General features: G+C 69.8%; 13 protein-coding genes and 3 pseudogenes. 8 read left to right on the forward strand and 8 right to left on the reverse strand.

The features are described 5' to 3' along the window. The first annotated feature begins 26 nt into the window (after positions 1 to 26). Positions 27 to 2,576, forward strand: coding sequence for an amino acid adenylation domain-containing protein (locus ACZ6CL_RS12295; protein WP_468934643.1), 2,550 nt, complete (start codon positions 27 to 29; stop codon positions 2,574 to 2,576). A 600-nt stretch (positions 2,577 to 3,176) separates the two neighbouring features. Continuing rightward, complete coding sequence (locus tag ACZ6CL_RS12300; protein ID WP_468934646.1) at positions 3,177 to 4,415, forward strand: aminotransferase class V-fold PLP-dependent enzyme; 1,239 nt, start codon at positions 3,177 to 3,179, stop codon at positions 4,413 to 4,415. A 1,227-nt stretch (positions 4,416 to 5,642) separates the two neighbouring features. Here ACZ6CL_RS12300 and ACZ6CL_RS12305 read toward each other — a convergent pair. From ACZ6CL_RS12305 to ACZ6CL_RS12320, 4 genes are all read right to left on the reverse strand, one after another. Beyond that, positions 5,643 to 6,560: an AraC family transcriptional regulator gene (locus ACZ6CL_RS12305; RefSeq protein WP_468934649.1), complete on the reverse strand. Its 918-nt coding sequence runs from the start codon at positions 6,558 to 6,560 to the stop codon at positions 5,643 to 5,645. 70 nt (positions 6,561 to 6,630) lie between these two features. Further along, positions 6,631 to 7,539 carry a zinc-binding dehydrogenase gene (locus ACZ6CL_RS12310; RefSeq protein ID WP_468934651.1) on the reverse strand — a complete coding sequence of 303 codons (909 nt, stop codon included), beginning with the start codon at positions 7,537 to 7,539 and terminating at the stop codon, positions 6,631 to 6,633. Positions 7,540 to 8,137: 598 nt separating this feature from the next. Further along, positions 8,138 to 8,998: a TIM barrel protein gene (locus tag ACZ6CL_RS12315; RefSeq protein WP_468934654.1), complete on the reverse strand. Its 861-nt coding sequence runs from the start codon at positions 8,996 to 8,998 to the stop codon at positions 8,138 to 8,140. Beyond that, entirely contained in the window at positions 8,995 to 10,062 is a 1,068-nt protein-coding gene (locus tag ACZ6CL_RS12320) for a Gfo/Idh/MocA family oxidoreductase (RefSeq protein WP_468934657.1), read from the reverse strand. The genes ACZ6CL_RS12315 and ACZ6CL_RS12320 overlap by 4 nt, the downstream gene beginning before the upstream one ends. Before the next feature lie 469 nt (positions 10,063 to 10,531). On the opposite strand from ACZ6CL_RS12320, the pseudogene ACZ6CL_RS12325 reads away from it, so the two are divergent. From ACZ6CL_RS12325 to ACZ6CL_RS12345, 5 genes and pseudogenes are all read left to right on the forward strand, one after another. After that, positions 10,532 to 11,557 (forward strand): annotated as a pseudogene (locus ACZ6CL_RS12325) (sugar porter family MFS transporter); the annotation flags it as partial. Between the two features lie 61 nt (positions 11,558 to 11,618). After that, positions 11,619 to 11,864: pseudogene (locus ACZ6CL_RS12330) on the forward strand (response regulator transcription factor); the annotation flags it as partial. 546 nt (positions 11,865 to 12,410) lie between these two features. Next, complete coding sequence (locus ACZ6CL_RS12335; protein WP_468934660.1) at positions 12,411 to 12,557, forward strand: hypothetical protein; 147 nt, start codon at positions 12,411 to 12,413, stop codon at positions 12,555 to 12,557. A gap of 17 nt (positions 12,558 to 12,574) precedes the next feature. Then, on the forward strand, positions 12,575 to 12,943 hold the full coding sequence (locus ACZ6CL_RS12340; RefSeq protein ID WP_468934663.1) for a low affinity iron permease family protein: 369 nt from the start codon (positions 12,575 to 12,577) through the stop codon (positions 12,941 to 12,943). 161 nt (positions 12,944 to 13,104) lie between these two features. Beyond that, positions 13,105 to 13,800, forward strand: a complete 696-nt coding sequence (locus ACZ6CL_RS12345) for an RICIN domain-containing protein (protein ID WP_468934665.1) — start codon at positions 13,105 to 13,107, stop codon at positions 13,798 to 13,800. A gap of 22 nt (positions 13,801 to 13,822) precedes the next feature. Here ACZ6CL_RS12345 and ACZ6CL_RS12350 read toward each other — a convergent pair whose 3' ends face one another. The 3 genes from ACZ6CL_RS12350 to ACZ6CL_RS12360 all read right to left on the reverse strand — a co-directional run bounded on the left by ACZ6CL_RS12350 (position 13,823) and on the right by ACZ6CL_RS12360 (position 15,896). Then, a complete protein-coding gene (locus tag ACZ6CL_RS12350) occupies positions 13,823 to 14,359 on the reverse strand; it encodes a hypothetical protein (RefSeq protein ID WP_468934668.1) in 537 nt (178 codons plus the stop codon). A gap of 195 nt (positions 14,360 to 14,554) precedes the next feature. Then, positions 14,555 to 15,043 carry an MmyB family transcriptional regulator gene (locus tag ACZ6CL_RS12355; RefSeq protein ID WP_468934671.1) on the reverse strand — a complete coding sequence of 163 codons (489 nt, stop codon included), beginning with the start codon at positions 15,041 to 15,043 and terminating at the stop codon, positions 14,555 to 14,557. Further along, complete coding sequence (locus ACZ6CL_RS12360; protein ID WP_468934674.1) at positions 15,003 to 15,896, reverse strand: NADP-dependent oxidoreductase; 894 nt, start codon at positions 15,894 to 15,896, stop codon at positions 15,003 to 15,005. The genes ACZ6CL_RS12355 and ACZ6CL_RS12360 overlap by 41 nt, the downstream gene beginning before the upstream one ends. Before the next feature lie 70 nt (positions 15,897 to 15,966). Here ACZ6CL_RS12360 and ACZ6CL_RS12365 point away from each other — a divergent pair, with 70 nt between their 5' ends. Beyond that, positions 15,967 to 16,572 (forward strand): TetR/AcrR family transcriptional regulator, encoded by a 606-nt coding sequence (locus tag ACZ6CL_RS12365; RefSeq protein WP_468934677.1) that lies wholly within the window; start codon positions 15,967 to 15,969, stop codon positions 16,570 to 16,572. A gap of 35 nt (positions 16,573 to 16,607) precedes the next feature. Here the strand turns inward: ACZ6CL_RS12365 and ACZ6CL_RS12370 are convergent. Beyond that, a pseudogene (locus ACZ6CL_RS12370) lies at positions 16,608 to 16,769 on the reverse strand (metallophosphoesterase); the annotation flags it as partial. Positions 16,770 to 16,796 lie beyond the last annotated feature (27 nt).

A 16,796-nucleotide genomic window follows, 5' to 3' on the forward strand; every position in this document is an offset into this window, starting at 1 on the left:
AGAATCCGTACGAGCCCTGTGGAGATATGATGCTGGTCAAGGCGCTGGAGGAGCGGGCCGACGCCGTTGCGGACCGCCCCGCCCTCGAATGCGAGGGTGTGGAGCTGACGTTCCGGGAGGCGCACGAGCGGGCCAACCAGCTCGCCCGTCACCTGGTCGCCCGGGGAGTGGGGCCCGACCGCGTCGTCGCGGTGATGCTGCCCCGTTCCACGGACCTGCTGGTGACGCTGCTGGCGGTGCTCAAGGCGGGCGGGGCCTACCTCACCCTCGACCCGGAGTACCCCCACGAGCGTCTGGCCTTCCAGGTCCGCGACGCCGCACCGGTCGTCCTGGTGACGTCGTCACACATCGATGCCGACCGCTCCGACCTGGGTGTTCCGCGCATCGTGCTGGACGACTCCGTGACGGCCGGCACGCTGGCCACGCTGCCCGCCGGCCATCTGACGGACGCCGAGCGGACCGCCCCGCCGCAGCCCGAGGACCTGGCGTACGTCATCTACACATCGGGTTCCACCGGCACTCCCAAGGGCGTCGAGATCCCCGTACGCGCTCTGCACAATCTGATGGAGGCGATGCGGGAGCGGTTCTCCCTGGGGCCCGGTGACCGCATGCTGTCGGTCACCACCGCCACCTTCGACATGTCCGTGCCCGAGCTGTTCTTCCCGTACTACACCGGTGCCTGCGCGGTCATCGCGCCCCGGGCCACCGGGCAGGACCCGCGGGAACTGGGCGACCTGATCGTCCGCCGGAAGATCGGCCTGGCCCAGGCCACCCCGACCCACTGGCACATGCTGGCCACGGTCTGCCCCGAGGCGCTGCGCGGCCTGCGCCTCATCATCGGTGGAGAGGCGTTCTCGGAGAAGCTGGCGGCGACGCTGCTGGACCTCGGTGCCGAGATCGTCCAGGGGTACGCGCCCACGGAGACCACCGTGTGGTCCACGGTGCATCCGATCACCGTTCCCGAGGACGCGTCCGTCATCGGCGGGCCCTTGCTCAACACCCGCCTGTACGTCCTCGACGAGGAGCTGGCGCCCGTCGAGCCCGGCGTCGAGGGCGAACTGTTCATCGCCGGCGCGGGTGTCGGCCGCGGCTACCTCAACCGGCCCGAACTGACCGCCGAACGCTTCCTGCCCGACCGGTTCGGCGACGGTAAGGATGGCGGTCAGGGCCTGATGTACCGCACGGGCGACCTGGTGCGGCTGCGCCCGGACGGCGCCGTGGTGTACATCGGCCGTACGGACCACCAGGTCAAGCTGCACGGCTTCCGGGTGGAACTCGGCGAGGTCGAGGCCGCCCTGGAACGCTCCGAGGACGTCGGCCAAGCGGTCGCGACGGTCCGCGAGGACCGGCCGGGCGACCGGCGCCTGGTGGCCTATGTGACGCCCGCGCCCGGCCGCGTGCCCGACACCGCGAAGTTGCGGGCGTCCGTGGCGGACACGCTGCCGCTGTACATGGTGCCGTCCGCCGTGGTCGCTCTGGAGGAGTTCCCGCTCACCCCGCACGCGAAGATCGACCGCAAGGCCCTGCCGGCCCCCGTCGTCGAGCAGACCGCCATGGTCGAGACCCACCTCACGCAGTCGGAGCTGATGCTCAGCCGGCTCTTCGCCGAGGTGCTCGGGGTCGAGCAAGTGGGCCCGCGCGACAGCTTCTTCGACCTCGGCGGCTCCTCGGTGCTCGCGGCACGGCTGCTGGCGCGGGTGCGCTCCGAAATGGACCTGGACCTCCCGATCCGGATGCTCGTGGAATCCCCGACGCCGACCGAGCTGTCCCGGCGGCTGACCGGCGAGGAGCCGCAGGACTCCTTCGACGTCCTGCTGCCGCTGATGACCAAGGGCGCCGAACGGCCGTTGTTCTGCATGCGCCATCTCGGCGGCACGGCCTGGTGCTACGGCGTCCTCGCCCAGCACTTCAGCCTGGACTACCCGATCTACGGCCTCCAGTCGCACACCTTCCAGGAGTCCGACACCCCCGTCGACACCATCGCGGCCATGGCGGCGGACTACGCCGACCGCATCAGCGGCGTGCAGGCCCACGGCCCGTACCGCCTCCTGGGCTGGTCCTTCGGCGGCATCCTGGCCCACGCCGTCGCCGCCGAGTTCCAGAAGCGCGGTGAGGAGATCGAGTTCCTCGGGGTGTTCAACATCGACCCGCACCTCACGGAGAAGGAGGACCGGGACGAGCAGGGCCTCATCGAACTGATCCTCCTGATCAACGGCAAGGACCTCGCCGACTACCAGCGCCCCCTCCGGTACGAGGACGTCGCCGAGTTCGCCGACATGGCCACGAACTACGCCTGGCGGGGCCGGAAGAGCGCGGCCGAGACCTTCGTCGGGACCATGCTGACCGACCTCGGCGCGTGGCGGGAGCACCGGCCCGAGAAGTACAGCGGCACCATGCACTTCTTCGCCGCCGACCCCAGCCCGGTGGCCGAAGCGGCCTCCAGCGAGGCCTGGGAGCCGTACGTCGCGGGCGAGATCGTCCGCCACGAACTGGGCTGCGTCCACGAGGAGATGCTCAGCAGTCCCCGCGCGCTCCGCCAGGTCGCCGAGATCGTCAGCGGCCACCTGAGGGACTGACCGGACCGGAGGCCGGTACCGGCGTCGGCGGCGACATCGTGCCCGGCGGCAGACTGCTGCCGGGCCCGTCCCGTGGTTCGGGGCCGTCGACGCCGTACGGGAGGGCCGCGCCGCGCACACGTGACACCTGACCGCCCCGAGTGCCGTACGCCAGGGCCGATGCCGACGGGGTGGGCACAGGCGCCGGGTCACACCCGGATCCGGGTGTGCCGAGGGGCCGAATTCGTCATGCCCGTGGGCGGTCTCTTTCCCTGAAGGGATTCCTGTTCCCCGGACGTTCGCGGGAAACGCGGACGCTAATTACGGGCGAATGTCGGACGGACGGACGATATCGCGATGATTGACCGTACGGCGCTGGAGTATAACTCCGCCGGACCGCCCCTCCAAACGTCTCCCGATTAACCCTGGTCACTCTTCTAGTTAGGGATGTCTAGGGGGGTGATCAGGGGATCTGAAGAGCGGTCGGACGACAAGACTGGACCGGGTAGGGCGAACATCCAACCTCCGAGGCCCGGCCCCCTCCCCCGATCCCTCTCACCCCCTAGCCGTTTCGAGGATCCGTGTATGTGTCCCAACGCCAGAAAATCCGGAGTTGATCCTGTGAAAGCCGTTGGCGCTGAAGACCTGGACGTAGAGCTGCGGCGCAAGGAGACGCCCGGGGTCGAGAGCGTGACCCACCTCAACAACGCCGGTGCCGCGCTCATGCCCGCCCCCGTGGTGAACGCGATGACGGCGCACCTGGAGCTGGAGGCGCGGCGCGGCGGGTACGAGGCCGCCGAGATCCAGGAGGAGGCACTGAACCAGCCCTATGCCGCCGCCGCGGAGATCCTGGGCTGCGAGCCGGGCGACATCGCCATCACCGACAGCGCCACCCGCGCCTGGAGCCTGGCCTTCTACTCCATTCCCTTCCAGCCGGGGGACCGCATACTCGCGTCCTCCGTCGAGTACGGGAGCAACCACCTCTCCCTGCTGCATGTGGCGCGCCGCGCCGGAGCCAGCGTCGAGGTGCTGCCGAACGACGAGTTCGGCCGCGTCGACGTGGCCGCCCTGCGGGCGATGCTGGACGACCGGGTGAAGGCCGTGGTGATGACGCACGTACCGAGCCATTCCGGCATCGTCAACCCGATCGCCGAGATCGGCGCCGTGGTCCGGGAGACCGGCGCTCTGTACCTGGTGGACGCCTGCCAGTCGATCGGGCACCTGCCGATCGACGTGAAGGAGGTGGGCTGCGACTTCCTCTCCGCCTGCGGGCGCAAGTACCTGCGGGGACCGCGCGGCACCGGGCTGCTGTACATGAGCCCGCGGGCCGCCGAGAGCGTCGATCCGCTGATGGTCGGCCTGGACGGCGCGTGCTGGCTCGGAGGCGGCCGCTACGCGATCGCCCCGGGCGCCAAGCGGTTCGAGACCTGGGAGGTGAACGCCGTGGCCCGGGTCGGCCTCGGCGCCGCCCTCACCTACGCGCTGGAGACCGGGGTCGAGGCGAGCTGGGCGCGTATCGCCGAACTGGGCCGGACCCTGCGCCGGGAGCTGCACGCCATCCCCGGCGTCGAGTTACTGGAGCGGGTGGACGACGAGGGGGAGCTGGCCGGGATCGTCGGTTTCACCGTCGACGGCCACGAGCCCGAGGAGATCCGACAGGCGATGCGCCGACACGACGTCAACCTGTGGGTGTCGAGGTCGAATACGGCGTGCGTGGACATGGAGGACCGCAAGCTGGAGCAGACGCTGCGGGCGTCCGTCCACTACTACAACACGCACGCGGAGATCCAGCAGCTCAGCTCCGCCCTCGGGGACTTCCTCGGCGACCCCCGCAAGCCCACCGGCCGCGCGGATTCCTGACTGCGCAAGCCGAGGGCATCATGGCGGCAGACTTCTTCCACATCGACACAGCCCTCGGCAAGCAGTCGACAAGAGGTCGGCTCGTGACGCGGCCCCGGACGCCGTCTCCTCGCGTACTGATGGCGCCGCGCAGGGTCCAGCGGATCAGGTCATCGACGCCGTGTCGTGCGACGAGTCCGTCGCCGGTGGCGTGGAGGCCGGTATAGACGACACCCCCAGCACCGGGCCGGCGCCGGGAGCAGCCTCCACGATCGCCGTGCGCAGGACAGCCCGGGAATCGCTGACCAGGGTTCGCCTCTCACCCTGGTAACCGGCGCCACGGGCATGCTCGGGCGCCACGTCGTGGATGGGCTGCTGAGCGCAGGCCGACCAGAGCGTGCGGTGTCCCGGCGTCCCCAACGAGCCGGTCTCACCCCTCTCGTGGAGGTGGTCGCCGTGATCTCCACGAGCCGTCGACGCGCGGCACCGCCTTCACGGCGGCTGACGCCCTGCTCATCTGGGGACCGTCCACCCGCTTCAGCCGACGGGTGGTCGGGCCGTTCCCCGACCGGACCGGCGAGCACGACATCGCCGACGTCATCGTCGCCGACCTGCTTGATTCCGACCGCCGTGGACGCATCGACACGCTCATCGGCCCGATACTCTCACCAAGCGCGAACAGGTCGCCGGCGCACTGCGCCCGCTGCGGGACCCGGACGGGCCGGAACTGGACGAGGACGACGACGGCCGCGAGGACTGAGCCGGTGCTCGCGGGCCGGGCCGCAGGTCGCCGAGCGGGGACCTGGGTCGGGCGGCGGTCGCTGCGCGCGGAGGCGAGTGGCCACCGGCGCCGTCCCGCTCACCCACGACGGGCTGCACCAGGAAACACCCTGGCGAACCGTCGTCCACCTGCGTGACCTGCTGATGGACAGCGGCGTCCTTCCGCGCCGACCGGCAGCTCATGCTCTATCAGCGTTGGCTGACCGAACGGCTCGCCACCATCGAGGACCCCGAACACCGGCGGCATCTTCAGCACTTCGCCATCTGGCACCGAATGCGGCGCCTACTCTGCCCCTGCGGGCCCGGGTCGCCGCCGCGCTCGTCCTCCTCTACGCCCAACCCGTCACCGAAGCCGGAGGCACCTGGGCCCGATACGCCCCCGGCGACCACACACGGTGACGTCAACACCGGCCTCACCGAGGAATACGCGACACCTCAACATGCGAGCCCATCAGTCCCGAGGCCGGATCACTTGCGAAGTAGAGAACGATACTCGCCCGGGGCCGTGCCTCGGGCACGTCTGAAGGCCCGGCTGAAAGCGTGCGGAGAGCCGTATCCGACCGCGCCGGAGATCGACTCGACCGGCTCATCGGTATCGCGGAGCCGGACGGACGCCAGGTCGATGCGCCACTGCGTCACGTACGCGCCCGGCGTCTGTCCGAGGGCGGACCGGAAACGCCTGGACAGCGTCGCCCGGGAGACGCTCGTCGCGGCGGCCAGGGTCTCCGTGGTCCATGGGTGTTCCGGTTGGGCGTGGACACGTGCCAGAGCGTCGCGCACGACCGGATCACGCATCGCTCCCAGCCATGAGCCGGACTGCTCCTGCGGGTGGCGGGCCAGCCAGGCGCGTACGAACTGGACGAGCAGAAGGTCGACGATGCTGTTGATGGCGGCGGTGGTGCCGATCTGCGGCTGTGCGAGCTCAGCAGCGAGAAGTTCGACGGTCCTTCTGAGCTGCGCGTTCTGGCGGGCTGTGACGTGCATCGGCCGAGCGAGGGAGGTGAGCACCGGTGTGCTCACCTCCGGGTCCTGCTGGTAGTGCAGGACGATCACTTCCGTCTGCACCGGCCCCGAGCCCAGCCGCAGGGCTCGGCCATCGCCGAAAGCCCGGGCCGCCTCTTCCCGGTCGCAGGAACCCATCGTCACGCTGGCGCCGCCGGCTATCCCGTGTGCGGTGCCCGGCGACACCAGGACGGCGTCTCCAGCCTGCACCTGAAGAGGTTTCTCGCCCGTGACGTGGAGCCACATCGTGCCGCGAGACACCACGTGCAGTGCCGCTCCTGGGTAGGTGTCCAGCCACAGGCCCCAGGTTCCTCCGGCCTTCAGCATGACTCCGAGCGCCCCACGCGCACCCGAAACACGCAAGACCTCCGCCAGCACATCCATGGGTCCATCCTCGTCCACCGCCGCGCCTCGCCCGCCGGCGGGCGAGGCGCATGTGTCCTCGTCCACAGCTTCAGGCCACGTCAAGGACGGCCTTTCCGTGCACCTTCCGCGCGAACAGCGCCTGGACGGCGTCGCCCACGTCCTGCCAGTCGCCTCGCAGTCCGACCGGTGCCGAGAGCCTCCCGGCGGCCATGAGGCCCAGCAGGTCCGTCAGCTCCCCGCTGGTCGGCGTCATGTCGCCGTAGGTGGCGATGCTGCGGGGTTCGCCGAAGCCGAACAAGGCCCCTGACGGGAAGGTGGTCTCCTGCCCCGAGGAGTAACCGACCAGGTGGATGGTGCCACCCTCGGCGAGGGAACTCCACGCCTGGGCCACCAGCGGCCCGCCGACCGTGTCCAGGACGAGGTCGAACCGGTCCCCGGTCCCGGCCAGGTCGGTCACGACCTTGTCGGCGCCGAGTGCACGGAGTCCGGCGGCCCGCTCCGGCGAACCGACGAGTGCCGTCACCCGGGCGCCCGCCAGCGCCGCCAACTGGACGGCGAAGTGCCCCACGCCCCCGCTGGCGCCGGTGACCAGAACGTCGCGCGCCAGCAGGGAACGCTTGCGCAGCACCCGGAGTGCGGTGACTCCGGCGATCCCCAGCGCGGCGGCGTCGGCCAGGTCCACGCCCTCGGGGACGGTGCCGAGCGAGGCGGGGCTGACTGCCGCCCGCTCCGCCCACGCGTGGGGAGCCATTCCCACGGCGACGCGCGTACCTTCGGGCGGCCCCGAGCCGTCGGACGCGGCGCGCAGCACGACGCCGGCCGCGTCGTGACCGTGCACAGCGCCGGCTGGCCACTGGTCCACGTAATTCAGCTCTCCGAAGTTGAGACCGATGTGCCGTATCTCCACCAACGCCTCACCGGGGGACGGTACGGGCTCATCGACATCGGCGAACCGGATGGGTCCGGCGTCACTGTGATCGACCACAAGGGCACGCATAGGGGGTGTGTTTCCTTCTCTCGTGGGTGCGCCTGAACACTCGGCGCGGCAACAGATCGAGTGCGCGAATGCCGCACTGCCGCCTTCTTGGAACCCTTACGCAGGACGGGGACAGCGACCAGACCCGTGAGAATCAATCAGTTGACGATCTGTGTCAGTGCGACTCGCGGCGCGTCGAGCCCTGCACCCGTCCGGTGGATGACGCTGTGCCGGGCACAGACATGCCCGGCAATGTAATGATCTTGAGGCGTCAGCGCTTCCGTCGGGCGGCGGGTCGCGATGGGCGACGTGCCAGGCGACCGCGTCGACGCCGGGGCGGGCCTACCGCTCCAGGGAGGGGACGGAGGCGTGGCGGGAGCGGGCCAGGAGCATCGGGGTGGAGGCGCCGCTCCGCGCGGGCAGCCGCGCGTTCGGCCAGCGCCTGATCGTCGATGAGGAATCTGGAGCCGATACACCTCCGGCGACCACCCACGGTGACACCAGGCACGGCCTCAACGAGGAATACGCGGCACCTCAACATGCGAGCCCCCCAGTCCCGAGGCCGTTCTTCAGCACAGGCGCGGCGGCGGCCTCGCGCGGGCCGACGGCGTCGTAGACCTTAGCCGCCCGGACGGTTGAGGCCGTCAGCTGATGAGGGGTGCTCAGTGGCGGTGTCGGGGCCCGGGATGAAGGCGTTCCGGAATGCGTCCAGGGCGGCGTCGGAGTCGTCGCGGGCCCAGCCTTCGAGAGCGATGACGCCGGTGTAGCCGAGGTCGTGCAGGGCGCGGGCGATGGCGGGGTAGTGGATTTCTCCGGTGCCCGGTTCGCAGCGGCCGGGAACGTCGGCGACCTGGAACTCGCCGACGTAGGGCAGGGCCTCACGGCAGAGTTCGATGAGGTTCCCCTCGCCGATCTGGGCGTGGTAGAGGTCCAGGTTCATCCGGAGGAAGGGACTGTTCACGGCGCGGACGAGGGCGAGGGTGTCGGCGGCGCGGGCGAAGGGGGTGCCCGGGTGGTCGACGGCGAGATTGAGGTTTTCGAGGGTGAAGACGCGGCCCGCGGCCTCCCCCAGGTCCGCGACGCGGCGCAGGGTGTCGGCGGCCGTGAGCCACATCGCGGGGGTGGCGTCCTCGACGGGGCGGACCGGAAGTCCGTTGCCGTCCAGGCCGGTTCCGTGCAGGTTCAGCCGCGGGCAGTCCAGCCGCGCGGCCGCGTCCAGGGACGTACGGGCCGAGGTGAGCAGGGCGTCGATGCCGTCGGGGTCCGTGAGGTTGCCGGTCAGGTAGCCGGTCATGGAGGAGAAGGTGGCGCCGGTCGCGGCCAGGGCGTCGAGGTCCTTGGCGGACCAGTCCCAGATCTCGACCTGGAAACCGCGCTCGGCGATGCGGGCCACGCGCTCGGTGAACGGGCGATCCAGGTAGAGCATCTCGGCGCTGGCGGCGAGGGTGAACGGGCCGATGGGGTCGTGGGGGAAGGTCACTTGGTCACCTCGGCGATGGCGGCAGGGGCCTCGGTCTCGACGCTGCGGATGGCGGCCAGCGCGATGGACAGCGCCCGGCGGGCATCGGCGCCGGTCACGGGTGCGGGGTTCTGGTGGCGGATGGCGTCGGCGAAGGCGGTGAGTTCGGCGGTGTAGGCCGAGCGCAGCAGCACGGTGTCGAGCCGGGCGGTGTCGACGTGGCGGCCCTGAGCGCTGTAGAAGGTCATGTCAGTGCCGCGGCCGTCGCCGGCGGTCACCATGCCCTCCGAGCCGAAGACCTCGGCACGTACGTCGTAGCCGTACAGAGCGCAGAAGGACGCCTCGGCGGTGGCGATGGCGCCGTTGTCGAAACGGATCGTCACCACGGCGGTGTCCAGGTGGCCTCCGGCCTTGGCGTCGGGGCGAACCAGGGCGTCGGCGGTGGCGTGCACGCTCACCGGGGCGGCGCCGGGGTTGAGCCAGCACAGGGTGTCGAAGTCGTGGATGAGGGTTTCCAGGAAGATCGTCCACTGCGGTATGCGGGCCGGGTCCGCGGTGAACGGGCCCGGGTCACGGGTCAGCGAGCGCAGCAGCTGCGGCGTCCCGACCTTGCGCTCGTCGATCAGTGCGCGGGCGGCGGCGAAGCCGGGGGCGAACCGCCGGTTGAAGCCGACCTGGAGGGTGACGCCCGCCTGTTCCGCGGCGGCGATGGCACGGTCGGCGTCCTCCAGCGTCACCGCCATCGGCTTCTCCACGAAGATGTGCTTACCGGCCGCGGCCGCGGCGACGACCAGGTCGGTATGGGCACGGGCGGGCGCCGTGATGAGCACGCCGTCGATGTCGTCCCGGCCGAGGATCGCTGGCACATCGGTGGTGGCCGTGGGGACGTCCAGCTCGGTGGCGAGACGCTCGGCCGCGCCGGGGGCGGGGTCGCTGACCGCGGCCAGCGCGACGCCGGGGATGTGGCGGGCGACGATCTCGGCGTGGTTCGCCCCGATGCGCCCCGCGCCGATCGTGGCCAGCCGCAGCGTGTCCGGGGCGGGCCGGGGACGGCCGGGGACGGTGCCGGTGTCGGTGACGACCATGTCTCTGCTCCCACATCTACTAGCACGTTCTAGTTGGAAGGAACGTAGAGGGCTCATAGCGATAGGTCAAGGGCTCGATATGCCCGGCCTCAGGCCGTCCGACAGGGCATCCGAAGCGAATACGAGCCGCAGCGGCCCGGAGCGGGGGCCGACGCGGCGAGGATCGTCGACATGTTTCATGCGAATGTCTCGACATGATTAGAACGTGCTAGTTCCCTGATCGGCATCTCTTCTTGCCGCCGACAGCGCACGGTGCGCCTACCTCCCCTCGTGCGTCCCTTTCGCGCTGCCCGTGGTCAAGCCGCGATGAAGCGACCGCCGGGACGGGCGTTCGCCGAGAGGAGCACGTCATGCCGAGCACGCCAAGCCCAGGCCGCACCGCCGACACCGCCCAGGCCGAGTCGCCGCCACCGCCCGTCGAAAAAAGGCGGTCGACGACGGTCATCGCCGCCGTCGCGACGCCGGACGCCGCCACAACATCCTCGCCCTGGCCTTCGTCTTCATCATCGGCGCGCTGGGGACCGCCCTCGCCCCGAACGTCGAGGCCATGGTGGCGGCCCGGGTCGTCCTCGGCATCGCGGTCGGCGCGGCCTCCACCACCGTCCCCGTCCACCTCGCCGAGATCGCCCCCGCCCACGCCCGGGGCCGCCTGGTCGCCGTCGACCAGCTCATGATCGTCACCGGTCAGCTCGTCGCCTACAGCTCCAACGCCGCCCTGGCCGCCGCCTGGGGCGGGGAGCAGACCTGGCGCTGGATGCTGGCCCTGGCCACCATTCCCTCCGCCCTGCTCTACCTCGGCATGCTGTTCATGCCGGAAACCCCGCGCTGGTACGCCTCCAAGGAACGCTTCACCGACGCCCGCCACGCCCTGCTGCGCATCCGCGAGGCCGACACGGTGGACACCGAACTGGTGCAGGTGAAAGCGGCCATCGACCAGGAGAAGCAGGCCGCCCGTACCGGCAGCGACTGGTCCGAACTGGCGGTGCCGTGGGTGCGCCGGGTGTTCCTGATCGGGCTCGGGCTGGCCGTCATCCAGCAGGTCACCGGCATCAACACGATCATGTACTTCGCCCCGGCCATCCTCCAGCAGACCGGTCTCGGCTCCCAGGCCGCGCTCACCGCCACCATCGCCAACGGCGTTGTGGCCGTCGCCGCCTCCACCGCCAGCCTCTGCCTCATCGGCAAGATCGGACGCCGGCCACTCCTGGTGACCGGACAACTCGGCATCGTGGCCTCACTCATCGCCATCGGCGCGGCCTTCTCCCTCCACGCCGACCCCGGCACCGACGCCGCCATCTGGCGCAGCTATCTGATCCTGGCCTTCATGCTGACGTTCCTGGTCTTCCAGCAGGCGGCCGTCTCCCCGGTCACCTGGGTGATGCTCTCCGAAATCTTCCCCCTCGCCATCCGCGGACTCGGGATGGGCACGGCCGTCCTGGTGCTCTGGCTCGTCAACGCCGTGGTCACTTTCACCTTCCCCATCCTCCTGGCCGCGGCGGAGACACCGGGCTTCACCTCGACGAGGAAGGTACTGGGCTCGGCCGACCGGAAGTTGGCCATCCATCGCCCCGCACCGCGATCTGTCCGACCTGACCCCTCGCGAACTCAAGGTGCTCCGCCTGCTCGCGACGGGCCTCAGCAATGCCGAACTCGCCTCCCGCCTGTTCCTCAGCCAGACCACGGTCGAGAGTCACATCGGCCGCATCCTGTCGAAGCTGGACCTGCGCGACCGCGTCCAAGCCGTCGTCTTCGCCTACGAGACGCGGCTGATCGCCCCGGGCGGGACTGCCCAAAGCGGGTAGCAGAGCCGGGCTCGTGACGCGGCCCCGGACGGCCTTGTTCGAGGTCGTTGATCCACTGGCTGATGTGATCTGCGTGTGATCTTGTTCGAGCGATCCGACACGGCCAAAGCAACTCGACGTACTGGCGAGCGTGGGCGGGGAATCCTCGGCCGGGGCACTCGGGCTCGTCCGGCTCGGCGAACCCTTCGCCCTTGACCCAGCCGGGCGGCCTTTCCTCCTCGGCCCCGGCTCGATCCGGCGCGGTGAGGCAATTGCCTCACGCCTTCGGGGGCGACGCTGGTCACCCCGCCATCACAGGTTGCGGCATGGGGGGGGGGAGCCGCGATCCGCGGCGGGTGCGGCTCGGCCTCAAAGTCCCTGCTGGAGTACCCGGGCCCTCTCCAAGCAGGTGCATGCTCTGCGGAAGGCGGGGTAGGCACGGCCACATCAGCTCGAATTCAGGGTTGGCCGAGTCCCGCACGTGGCCGACCGCTGGAAGAACGTAGTGCCGACCATGGGGAGAACGTAGTGTCGACGGCCACCAGATCGGAGGACTCTGCTGACCGTATGTCATACCTGGAGCACACCGTCCGGTCTGCCCTGGAGCAGGCCGAGTCGGATACGGGTAACGAGCTGCACGCCCAGTGGCGTGGGCGGCTCGTCGAGGTGTCCGACGGGTCTCTGGGGGCCCCTGCCGACCGGGGGACCTCGTGAGGACGGCTGGAGACCTCATGGCACCTCAGCACCCCGCGCACCGTGACGGCGACCGGCCGGGCTGGTTCACGCGCCTGGCGGAACACGCTTCGAACTTCACCAGCTCCCCCGGCTTCTTCGGTGTGTGCCTCGTTCTGGTCGCCGGCGCGATCACCGCGCACGTACTGAAGCTGCCCACGCCGTGGCTGCTGATGGTGGGCGAGGCGATGTCCGCTGTGTCGCTACTGCTTCTGGCACTGCTGAAGAACTCCGAACGGCGTGCAGAACACGCCATCCAGCGCAAGCTCGACGCCATAGCCGCCGCCCTGCTGGAGATCCAGCGGCAAGAACCGGGAGCGGCGAGCGAGGAACTCCGCGAGGCCATCAGCATGGAGAAGCAGAGCTGACCACGCACAACTGAGTTCTCGGACCCGGGCGGCGAAGTCCCCGGCGCAGCAGGCCTGATCCAGCTGCCCCGGAGACCGCAGGGCGCCCAGCAGGGCAGCGCGCCGGTGCCTTCAAGGCACCGGACCGTGCCCCGACGCCTGCGACAGCCTTCACGCTCTCCGTGCAGCGCTCCGGCGCCGAACCGCTGCCGGTGCAGGGCACCTACGAACAGCCGGGTCTGATGCCGCGCTGGCTGGGCGTGTTCTTCAGCATGCTGGTCGCCCTGACCATCGCGTTCGTCATGATCTGGATCTCGTACAAGCCGCAGGTGGGCACCCGCGCCCAGGACCGGACCGAGCAGGCCGCCGCCTCCGCGGTGCCGACCCCCGAGCCCTCGGCCCCGAGTTCCGCGCCCGCGTCCAAACCGGCGTCCGAGCCGACGCAGCAACCCGGCGCGGGCGGGGACGGAGACGGGAACGGCGCCGGGGGCGGCGGCGGGGGCGACAAGCCCAAGCCGAAGCCGGTCGACCCGTTCGCCCGCGTCCTGCTGCGCAACGGGACCACGCAGAAGTGCGCCGCCCCCGGCTACTGCATGGACCTGCCGGACCAGGGCGCGGCCGTCATCAGGACAGGGGTGAAGGAGGCGCCCTGCACCCGCAAGATGGACGACAACCAGCTGTGGTGGGTGGACAAGCGGCCGAACACCAACGGCCTCCACTGGATCCACAACTACGCCAGCAACCAGCTCTGCCTGAACGTCGCGGGCTACGCCGACAAGGGCGAGGACAGGGCAGACGGCACGAGAATCACCATCTTCGGCTGCCAGGACGACGGCGACCTGGAGTGGTTCATCGTCAAACCCGACAGCCAGCAGTAGTCAACGCCGCCGCCCCGCACCTCTAAGCCTCTGGAGAGCTGGCCAAGGCTTCGCCGATCATGCGAGTGGCGAAGTCGCGGTCGTCAGTGAGCCGGTTGATGTGCTCCGCGAGCAGCAAGGCCGTGGCTTCCAGGGGATTCATCTCGTCCTCGGTCCAGTCGCCGAACTGCTTGCGCCACAAGTTGGGGCTCAGGCCGGTGCCGGCCGCGACGACCAGGCCGGTCATGGTGGGGATGACCTCGGGACAGATGCTCTTGGTCATCATGCGCATCGAGGCCACGAAGCTGGGAACGACGTACTCGATAACGTCCCTGTCATGGTCCTCGTGGGCCATCCGCAGCCACTGCATGAACATGTAGATGAGCGTGCATGCACCGTCCAGCATGTCCTTGGCCTCGTTGGGGCCGAGTGACGCGGCGAATTGCTCGCTCAGCTGCTGCTGTTCGGGGTCGGTCTCGGCCTTGCCGTCGTAGATGGCTTTGAGCCGAGAGTCAATCACCATGAGCGCAGCACCCACATCGCCGACGGGGGCGTACTGGGGGTCACAGGGCGATGACACAGGATTACTCCTCGGGGTGCGTGGACAACACGGCGCGTCCGACGGTAGCCCGAAAAATGAGGCCGCAGCCTGACAAATCGCGTGTTGGCCCCCCTGCCGCTCCTGGAACGGATCCCGACACCAACCACTTCCTCCTACATCGGAGCCGATGGGCCATCGAGGAATGCTTCCAGAGCGGCAAGCACCATTGCGGTACTAAGCGCCTACGGCTGCCAGGAGTTGAAGCTTTTCGTAGCTCGGTGAGCCGGGTACGGCGGAGAAGACCAGCAGTTCCTGGGCCTGGTCGGGGTCCACCAGGCGCTGGCAGTACAGCTCCGTCTCGCCCAGTTCCGCATGCCGGTAGCTCTTGAGGTCCTGATGGTGGTTGACGTCCACTTCGCGCAACCGCCAGCGTCTCGTTGAACCGGGACACCGTCCTTGGGCGCCGTTGCCAGAACCTCGGCCGGCGCGAGGACGTACTCCGCGGCGGCGCCGGTCTTGTCCATCGGCAGGAACCCGATGACCTCGTCGCCGACCACGAGGCCGTCCACGCCTACTGATCACGCGCTTCGCCGTGGCGGTCCGGCGACGACACGAGAGCCCACCAGTACGACGGCTGCGCGTCGTCCTCAATTTCCGCTTGAGGACGACGCGCAGCCGGCTTTCAGACGACCAGGACCCGGCGCCCGCGCGTGTGACCAGCATGGCTGTCGACGTGCGCCGCCGCGGCCTCGGCGAGCGTGTACGACTTCTCTACCGGGATGTGGAGCTTCCCCCGCGAGATGAGGCCGACGGCCTCGGCGAGCGCATCCGGCACGCTCCCGGCCACGCCGGAGAATCGGACACCGAGCTCCGGCGCACCGAGATCGGCGATGGAGATCACCTTCTGCGGATCCCCGGTCAGCTCGACGAGCTCGCGGATCACGCCCGAGCCGGCCAGGTCGAGAGCCGCGTCGACGTGGCCGAACTGCCGCACCCGCTCGACCCAGCCCTCGCCGTACGTCGTGGCGAGGGCACCCAGGCTGCGCAGATAGTCCTGGTTCGCGGCCCCAGCCGTGCCGATCACCGTGATGCCGCGGTCGCGGGCGATCTGCAGCACCGCCGATCCGACTCCCCCGGACGCGCCGCTGACCAGCAGCGTCTGCCCGGACCGCACACCGACCTCCCGGATGATGCGCAACGCGGTCTCCACCACGGAGGGGTATCCGGCCGCCTCTTCGAACGTCAGCCCCTCGGGCATACGGGCCCAGGCCGACAGCACGGCGAACTCGGCGTAGGTACTTGAGCCTTCGCCGAACACGCGGTCGCCGACCTCGACCCCTTCGACACCCTCGCCGATCTCGTCCACCACCCCGGAGGCGTCCAGCCCGACTCCAGAGGGCAACTCGGTCGGATGGGCCCCCAGGACCTGGCCTTCACGAACCCTCCAGTCGACGGGGTTCACGCCCGCCGCCCGCACGGCGATGCGTACCTGGCCGGGGCCCGCGTGGGGCTCCTCGGCATCCATGAGTTGCAGAACGTCCGGACCGCCGAACTCGGCGAAGCTCACTTTCTTCATGCGGCCGACCGTAACACTAACCGTTAGCTTTTAGGAACTGCTCCGTCTTTGCATCTGATAGCGTTAGGACATGACCGTGCCGACCGGACGCCGTGAACGCAAGAAGGCCGCGACCCGCCAGAAGATCGCCGACACCGCCCTGCGACTCTTCCTGGAACGCGGGTACGACGCAGTGGGCATCCGTGACGTGGCCGCCGAGGCCGACGTGGCCGTCACCACGCTCTTCTCCCACTTCGCCTCGAAAGAGGCCCTGGTGTTCGAGCAGGACGAGAACTTCGAGCAACGCCTCACGCAAGCGGTCACCGGCAGGGCGCCACACGAGCCGCTCATCCCCGCGCTGCGCCGCGAGATCCAGGCCCTGGTGCGACATTGCACGGCGGACAGCGCCGCCCCGATCTGGCGCATGATCGACGCATCACCCGCTCTGCGGGAGTACGAGGAGTCGATGAGGCTGCGCCACGCGGAGTCACTGGCAACGGCCATCGCCGCCGATCCCGACCTGTCACAGACCACGACGGCCTGCCGGACGATCGCGAGGTTCGTGATCGACGCTTATTCACTGGCCCGCGAGGCGGCCGACCCGGATACCGCGGTGGACGAGATCTTCCGGATGATCGAGGCGGCCTGGGAGGTCGCCCAGACCTCTGGAAGCTCCGTCGGCACGGCCGGACCGTAGTCAGGACTCGACCCCGGCGGCGCCGTTTCGCCGAACGAGGCGAGTTCTACGACGGTGAGGCCGGAGCGGGCGCCCACGCGGACCGGTGGGCCCCAGGCGCCCGCGCCTCGGCTCACGTACAGCTGCATGTCGCCGCACCGATCCAGTCCGGCGACGGTGGGGTCGGCCAGCTCGGCGATGTAGTTGCAGGTCCAGAGCGCGTGCACGGTCGCGGGCCGAAAGGC

It is taken from the genome of Streptomyces sp. NPDC041200, from assembly GCF_055591805.1.